2 tRNA genes and 1 rRNA gene are annotated in these 885 nt (G+C 45.5%); all 3 read right to left on the bottom strand.

Annotated elements, in window-relative coordinates:
- Window positions 1–398: 398 nt before the first annotated feature.
- Window positions 399–474 (bottom strand) — tRNA-Ala (locus tag L4D05_RS24045).
- Window positions 475–513: 39 nt separating this feature from the next.
- Window positions 514–590, bottom strand: a tRNA-Ile gene (locus tag L4D05_RS24040).
- A 67-nt stretch (window positions 591–657) separates the two neighbouring features.
- Window positions 658–885: ribosomal RNA gene (locus L4D05_RS24035) — 16S ribosomal RNA — on the bottom strand; the annotation flags it as partial.

Below are 885 nucleotides of genomic sequence, written 5' to 3'. Positions count from 1 at the left end.
GGGCTTATCGCAAGTTATTACGTCCTTCATCGCCTCTGACTGCCAAGGCATCCACCGTGTACGCTTAGTCACTTAACCATACAACCCCAAAAGGTCTTATGTATGGCAAACAACCAAAGTCGCTATCTCATTATTTGAATGAGCGAGATAGCATTCGATTTTGCCGGACTCAAATATAAACATCACAACCGAAGTTGTGCTGTTTCCAAGAACACTTGAATGTGTGTTGGTACCTACATCCCTTCTCTATAAAAGAGTAAGATATAGGATTTGAGAACTTTTATTTGAATAACAATGAAATCACATTGTTATTCGTCAGCTTTCCAAATTGTTAAAGAGCATGTGTTACTTAAACAGTAACCATTTTTAAATATTCTTAAGAGAAAAACACTTAAAGATGGTGGAGCTATGCGGGATCGAACCGCAGACCTCCTGCGTGCAAGGCAGGCGCTCTCCCAGCTGAGCTATAGCCCCATCTGTGTCGATATCGTACCGTATCTCCAAAGGAGATAGTGGTGGGTCTGAGTGGACTTGAACCACCGACCTCCCGCTTATCAGGCGAGCGCTCTAACCAGCTGAGCTACAGACCCAATATCGTCTCTTTTACTTTATAAACCTAATCAATCTGTGTGAACACTCATCAAGACAATCTTCGTATAAGGAGGTGATCCAGCCCCAGGTTCCCCTAGGGCTACCTTGTTACGACTTCACCCCAGTCATGAACCACAAAGTGGTGAGCGTCCTCCCGAAGGTTAAACTACCCACTTCTTTTGCAGCCCACTCCCATGGTGTGACGGGCGGTGTGTACAAGGCCCGGGAACGTATTCACCGTGGCATTCTGATCCACGATTACTAGCGATTCCGACTTCATGGAGTCGAGTTTGC

The sequence above is a fragment of the Vibrio nomapromontoriensis genome, assembly GCF_050337205.1.
Taxonomy (GTDB): domain Bacteria; phylum Pseudomonadota; class Gammaproteobacteria; order Enterobacterales; family Vibrionaceae; genus Vibrio; species Vibrio nomapromontoriensis.
This window is presented reverse-complemented; position numbering and strand designations above follow the sequence as displayed.